Source organism: Pseudomonas sp. NCHU5216 (genome assembly GCF_052156495.1).
Classification (GTDB): domain Bacteria; phylum Pseudomonadota; class Gammaproteobacteria; order Pseudomonadales; family Pseudomonadaceae; genus Aquipseudomonas.
The window spans coordinates 21,610-27,609 of sequence record NZ_JBQLIX010000057.1; the positions used below are offsets into that span (position 1 = coordinate 21,610).

Annotated in this window: 4 protein-coding genes; 2 read left to right on the forward strand and 2 right to left on the reverse strand. The window is 63.0% G+C overall.

Going from position 1 to position 6,000, the window contains the following annotated elements; genetic code table 11:
• Positions 1-763 precede the first annotated feature (763 nt).
• Positions 764-1,198, reverse strand: coding sequence for a ferritin-like domain-containing protein (locus ACSVIK_RS24370; protein ID WP_442446721.1), 435 nt, complete (start codon positions 1,196-1,198; stop codon positions 764-766).
• 62 nt (positions 1,199-1,260) lie between these two features.
• Positions 1,261-2,091 carry a BON domain-containing protein gene (locus tag ACSVIK_RS24375; RefSeq protein WP_442446722.1) on the reverse strand — a complete coding sequence of 277 codons (831 nt, stop codon included), beginning with the start codon at positions 2,089-2,091 and terminating at the stop codon, positions 1,261-1,263.
• 209 nt (positions 2,092-2,300) lie between these two features.
• Between ACSVIK_RS24375 and algB the strand changes: the two genes are divergently transcribed.
• Together algB and ACSVIK_RS24385 are read left to right on the forward strand one after the other, a co-directional pair.
• Positions 2,301-3,653, forward strand: coding sequence for a sigma-54-dependent response regulator transcription factor AlgB (gene algB / locus ACSVIK_RS24380; protein ID WP_442446723.1), 1,353 nt, complete (start codon positions 2,301-2,303; stop codon positions 3,651-3,653).
• 13 nt (positions 3,654-3,666) lie between these two features.
• Positions 3,667-5,466: an ATP-binding protein gene (locus ACSVIK_RS24385; protein ID WP_442446724.1), complete on the forward strand. Its 1,800-nt coding sequence runs from the start codon at positions 3,667-3,669 to the stop codon at positions 5,464-5,466.
• Positions 5,467-6,000 lie beyond the last annotated feature (534 nt).

The following is a 6,000-nucleotide window of genomic DNA, read 5'->3' on the forward strand; positions in this document are numbered from 1 at the left end:
TTGTGTTGGATGGAACGGGCCCAAGTATCCGAAGGCCGCGTGAACACTCTATGAAAGGAATATGACAGTTAGATGAACGACGTCGGTTTCGTGAGGTGATACGGGAAAGGTTCGCTCGGTGGCTTCGTGGGGAAGGCAACAGATGGGCTTGTGCGGATTTTCGGGCGTCTGTTCCGGATTGCCGCGTTTTTGTTGATGTTTCTGGTTTCGCCCTCCCGGGCGAGTCACTTTTGCCTCGGATGGCCGGCCCGACAAAAGTAACCAAAACCTCCGCCCGGTCATCCGGCCCTCGCTACGCGAGGGTTCGCTCACTCCATCGCCGCTCCAGAGGCCCGACCGGATGCGGCCCACCGACGGTGGGCCATCCATGGCCCATCGCGGCTTTCGCGGCATCCATGCCGCTCAACCTCCTCCACGACGATTCCGTTCGCCCTCCTGGGCGGGCTCTGCACGCGCCTGAACGCGAGGTAACCCAGAATTAGCGCAAAGTGTTTGAGAGGGCAGCCGTAGGGCGGACTCAGGAGCCTAAGCGAACAGTCCGCCGGGCCATGCCTCGTTCGGCACCACGGCTCACGCCCAATACTCCCACCAACGGCGTACTGCTTCACGAACGGATCACCGCCCGGTACGCCAACTACGCGAATGAAACTATTGGTTTAACTCGACAACCCAATCGTAACTTCACAGCTAGCATCCCCTAAACGAAGCAAGCCCCCGACGCATAGCGTAGGGGGCTCGAAGGCAGGGCTGGCTCAGGAAGAAGTCAGGACATCTCGTCCTTCAGCGCCCGCATGCGGTCATGGCAGGCCCGCACCTTGGGCATTTCCACGGCCAGCAGCACGCGCACATCCTCCTCGGCGCTTTCCAGGGCATCCTCGAAGGCATGCAGGATGCGATCCTCGGTTTCTTCCAGTTGGGCGACGTAGGCGGCGTCTTCATCCTTGGCCAGGGTCGCGCGGGTGTCGGCATAGACCTGGCGCAGCTTGCCCAGCAGGGTGCCGCCGCTGGCCGGTTCGCTCTGGTTGGCGGCCACCTTGACCGCCAGCGCGTCGATCACCTGAGTCTTGGCGCGCACCATGTCGCGGAACAGGGCCTGCAGGCGAATATCCTTCACCTCGTCGTGGGCATGCTCGTAGAAGCGCTTGCCGTCACGGGTAATCTCAATCAGTTCGTTCAGTTGTGCGGTCTTGCTGCTCATGGATCTTCTCCTTGGCGATGGGACTCATGTGAATCTAGGGCCGCAACGGCGGCCCACCCGGCTCAGTCACTCACCAGCAGGGCATCGGCATCCACACCGCGGACGCCACGGATGTTGCGGGCGATGTCCATTGCCATGCGCTTCTCGGCGTTGCTCAGCACCTTGCCGCGCAGGGTGACCAGACCGTCCTGGGTGTTGACCTCGATGTTCAGGCCGTCGAGGTTGCGGCTATAGAGGAAGCTGGCCTTGACCTTGCTGGTAATCCAGGCGTCGCTGATGTCTTCGCGGGCCTCCTGCACCGCCGTCTGCACTTCGCTGCTGGTGCTGTCGGCGGTGCTGATGCTGAGGTGGTTGAACACCTCGCGCACGCCATCGGTATTGGCCGCCAGTTCACCGGCCAACTCCTTGGCCGCTGCGGTCTGGGCCTGGCCGCTGAGGGTGATGGCGCCATTCTCGCTGCGCACCTGGATGTCCAGGCCACGCGTGTTGCTGTTCCACAGCAACTTGGACTTCACCGTCGCCGCCAGGGTGGCGTCTTCCAGGCGTTGCACCATGCCGGGTGGATTACCCTCGGCGACCTTGGGGTCGACCTCGATGCGGTTGTCCACCGACTTGACACCTTCGACGCTCATCGCCACCTGCTCGGCCAGCTCCTTCTGCACCTCGCTCTCCACCCGCCCACTGAGCGTGACCCGGCCGTCGTCGACCTCGATGTCGAGCTTGAACGGATTGAGATGGCGGTTGAGGGCGAAGGCCGTCCAGATCGAGCCTTCCTGGCGGGCGGCGACCAATTGCTGCTGCAGCCCGGCTTCGGCAGCATGACCAGCCAATGGCAGGGTGCCGAGCACCAGGGCCAGGGTCACGGTTGGCAGCAGCGGTTTGAAGCGGGGCATGAACTGACTCCTGTGCGAAAAAGATATTTTCTCCGTCGCAACTGCCATGCCAGCCCTTTAAAACAATGAAAACCCTTATAAAACAGCAAGATAACGAAAAAAGTGGCGCTATGATGGCGTGCACCCTGCAGGATCTATTTATACCCGCCTTGCAACTTGCACGGTTTTTCCCTAACTAAGCTGCAACATACCCGCATATGGAGCATGACATGGCAGATTCAGGACAGATCGGTGGACGCATCCTGTTGGTGGATGACGAAGCCGCGATCCTGCGCACCTTCCGCTACTGCCTGGAGGATGAAGGCTACGAAGTGGCGGGGGCCAGCAGCACCGCGCAAGCCGAGGCCCTGCTGCAACGCCAGGTGTTCGACCTGTGCTTCCTCGACCTGCGCCTGGGCGAGGACAGCGGCCTGGAGCTGTTGGCGCAGATGCGCGTGCAGGCGCCCTGGATGCGCGTGGTGATCGTCACCGCGCATTCGGCCGTGGACACCGCCGTCGATGCCATCCAGGCCGGTGCCGCCGATTACCTGGTCAAACCCTGCTCGCCCGACCAACTGCGCCTGGCCGCCGCCAAGCAACTGGAAGCCCGCGCCCTGGCGGCGCGCCTGGAAGCGCTGGAAGGCGAGGTACGCCAGCCCAAGGACGGACTCGATTCGCACAGCCCGGCGATGATGGCGATTCTGGAAACCGCCCGGCAGGTGGCCGCCACCGACGCCAACATTCTCATCCTCGGCGAGTCCGGCACCGGCAAGGGCGAACTGGCACGTGCCATCCACGGCTGGAGTCGCCGCGCCAAACGCACCTGCGTGACCATCAACTGCCCGTCGCTGACCGCCGAGCTGATGGAAAGCGAGCTGTTCGGCCATGCCAAGGGCTCCTTTACCGGCGCCAGCGAGAGCACCCAAGGCCGAGTCAGCCAGGCCGATGGCGGCACCCTGTTCCTCGACGAGATCGGCGACTTCCCCCTGGCGCTGCAACCCAAGCTGCTGCGCTTCATCCAGGACAAGGAATACGAGCGTGTCGGCGACCCGGTGACCCGCCGTGCCGACGTGCGCATCGTCGCCGCCACCAACCTGGATCTCGACGAGATGGTGCGCGCGGGGCGCTTCCGCGAGGATCTGCTCTACCGCCTGAATGTCATCACCCTCAAGCTGCCGCCACTGCGTGAACGCCACGAGGACGTGTTGTCCTTGGCCGAGCGCTTTCTCGCCCGCTTCGTCAGCGATTACGGCCGCCCCGCCTGCGCCTTCAGCCCCGAGGCGGTAGCGGCGCTGCAGGCCTATCACTGGCCGGGCAATATCCGCGAACTGCGCAACGTCATCGAGCGCGCCAGCATCATCTGCCAACAGGAGTCGGTGGAGGTCGCCCACCTGGGCCTGGGTGGTAGCCCGGAGGCCCCGGCTGGTACGGTGCGGGTAGGCGCACCGATGAGCCTGGAGGAACTGGAGAAGGCGCATATCGCTGCGGTACTGGCCAGCAGCAACACCCTCGACATGGCGGCCAAGACCCTGGGTATCGATGCCTCGACCCTCTATCGCAAACGCAAGCAATACAACCTGTGAGCGCGAGAACCCCATGAAGCTGTCGATGAAGCTTCGCACCCGTCTGTTCCTGAGCATCTCCGCGCTGATCACCGTGGCCTTGCTCGGGCTGCTGCTGGGTCTGTACAGCGTGACCCAGGTCGCCAGTAGCCAGAGCACCCTGATCCAGTACAGTTTCAAGGCTGCGCAGATCGGCCAGAAACTGCGCCAGTACCTGGGCGACGAGCTGGTCATCCTGATCGACCAGAAACCCGATCCGCAGGCGCTGGAAGACATCCGCCGAACCTTTCGCGAGACCCTCGCCGAAGGGCTTGCCGGCCAGAACCTGCAAGCGGATTACGTGCAGGGGCTGGAAGAAAGCGCCAGGCTCTATGCGCTGATGGAACAGGCCGCCGAGGCCGGCACCCCCGCCGGGCAGACGCCGCACGACCTGGCCGGTTACCAGCCCTTCATCGAGGCCTTCCAGCACCTGCGCAACCACCTTCTGCAAGAGCAGAACAAGGTCGTCCTGCAGGTCAGCGAAGCCGAACGGCAGGGTCGCGAGAGTTCGCAACTGCTCGCCGCGCTGCTCACCTTCATGGGGCTGTCGGTGCTGGTGATCGGCGTGCTCACCGCCAACGGCATCGCTCGCCGTTTCGGTGCGCCGATCGACCTGCTGGTACGCGCCGCCGACCGGGTCGGCAAGGGTCAGTACGATGTGGTGCTGCCGGTGTCGCCGGTATACGAGCTGGCCCTGCTGAGCCGACGCTTCGGCCTGATGACCGAGGCCCTGCGCCAGTACCATTCGAGCAACCTGTACCAGCTACGCAACAGCGAAGGCCGCCTCAAGGCCGTGCTCGACAGCATCGATGACGGCCTGATCATTCTCGATGCCAAGGGCCGCGTCGAGCACGCCAACCCGGTGGCGCTGCGCCAGTTGTCCTGGCATTCCGAGATTCAGCACCAACCCATCGGCCCCTTGTTGCCCGGCCATGCCGTGGACGAAGCGCTACAGCAGGTATTGGCCGGCGAGCTGCTGCGCGAAGCGCCCGCCGATCTGCAGATCGATCGCAACGGCGAGACGCGCCTGCTGGCCTGGTCGCTGACGCCGGTACAACTACCCGAGGGCGGCAGCGTGGGGGCGGTGATGGTGCTGCGCGACGTCACCAAGCAACGCGCCTTCGAGCGGGTGCGCAACGAGTTCGTCCTGCGCGCCTCGCATGAGTTGCGCACGCCGATCACCGGCATGCACATGGCCTTCAGCCTGTTGCGCGAACGCCTGCCGCTGCCAGCGGGCGGGCGTGAACAGGAGCTGATGCGCACCGTCGACGAGGAAATGCACCGCCTGGTGCAACTGATCGACGATCTGCTCAATTTCTCGCGCTATCAGAATGGTCTGCAGACTTTGCAACGCCACCCCTGCGACCTGGCCGCGATGATCGAGCAGAGCTGCGAACGCTTCAGCGAAAAGGCCAGCGAACGTGGCGTGGATCTGAGCTGTTCGCTGCAGGATGGGTTACCCCACCTCTGCCTGGATGCCGGGCAGATTCAACGCGTGCTCGAGAACCTGTTGAGCAATGCCCTGCGCCACAGCAACTCGGGTGACAAGGTGCAGTTGCTGGCACAGCGCAGCGGTGAGCAGGTGGTAGTCAGCGTCAAGGACGAAGGGGAGGGCATTCCCTTCGAGCAGCAGGGGCGAGTCTTCGAGCCCTTCGTGCAAGTGGGCCGACGCAAGGGTGGCGTCGGCCTGGGGCTGGCGTTGTCGCGGGAGATCGTGCAATTGCACAAGGGCCGCCTCGAGGTGCGCTCACGCCCGGGCGAAGGCGCCACCTTCAGCTTCAGCCTGCCGGTGTGAAGCGCCTCGGGGGATAGGCAGGAAGTCATGCCGGCAGGGGCTCGCAGAAGCATGATTTCGCCGAAAGTTTTGACCATGCCTTCCCTTGGTAAAGGGCATGCCGGTCGAGCGCCATGAGCAGTACCCAGAAGAAGATGATTGTCAGCCTGCGCCCTCGACGTCTGGCTGAAAAATGAGGCTGCAGCAGCTTGCTGTTGAGGTGTTTTGCAGGTATTCGCGACTGGCTCGATTGCGCAATTTCTTGCACAGCAAAATGTGGATAACCCTGTGGATAGATAGCTGTAGGTCACGTTGGCAAAGGCCTTGAGGCTACTGCGCAAAAACTTGCGCAGCAGTGCGCAAGTTCTTGCGCACTTTTTCGTGATCTGGCGCGCAATATGACCATACTTCGCCTATAGGTCACGCCAAGCCACTGATTTATATCGCTTTATAAAAGTTGGCACGCAGATCGCTTTAGACCAGGCTCCCGGATCACTTCCGATCCATGACCCAGGCAAGGAGAGCACTCATGCCAACACCCGCGTATCTGTCCCT

Excerpts from the sequence above, each read along its gene's own strand:
- ACSVIK_RS24370 (WP_442446721.1), bottom strand. The coding sequence starts at position 1,198 with ATGAGCAGCAAGACCGCACAACTGAACGAACTGATTGAGATTACCCGT.
- ACSVIK_RS24375 (WP_442446722.1), bottom strand. The coding sequence starts at position 2,091 with ATGCCCCGCTTCAAACCGCTGCTGCCAACCGTGACCCTGGCCCTGGTG.
- algB (WP_442446723.1), top strand. The coding sequence starts at position 2,301 with ATGGCAGATTCAGGACAGATCGGTGGACGCATCCTGTTGGTGGATGAC.
- ACSVIK_RS24385 (WP_442446724.1), top strand. The coding sequence starts at position 3,667 with ATGAAGCTGTCGATGAAGCTTCGCACCCGTCTGTTCCTGAGCATCTCC.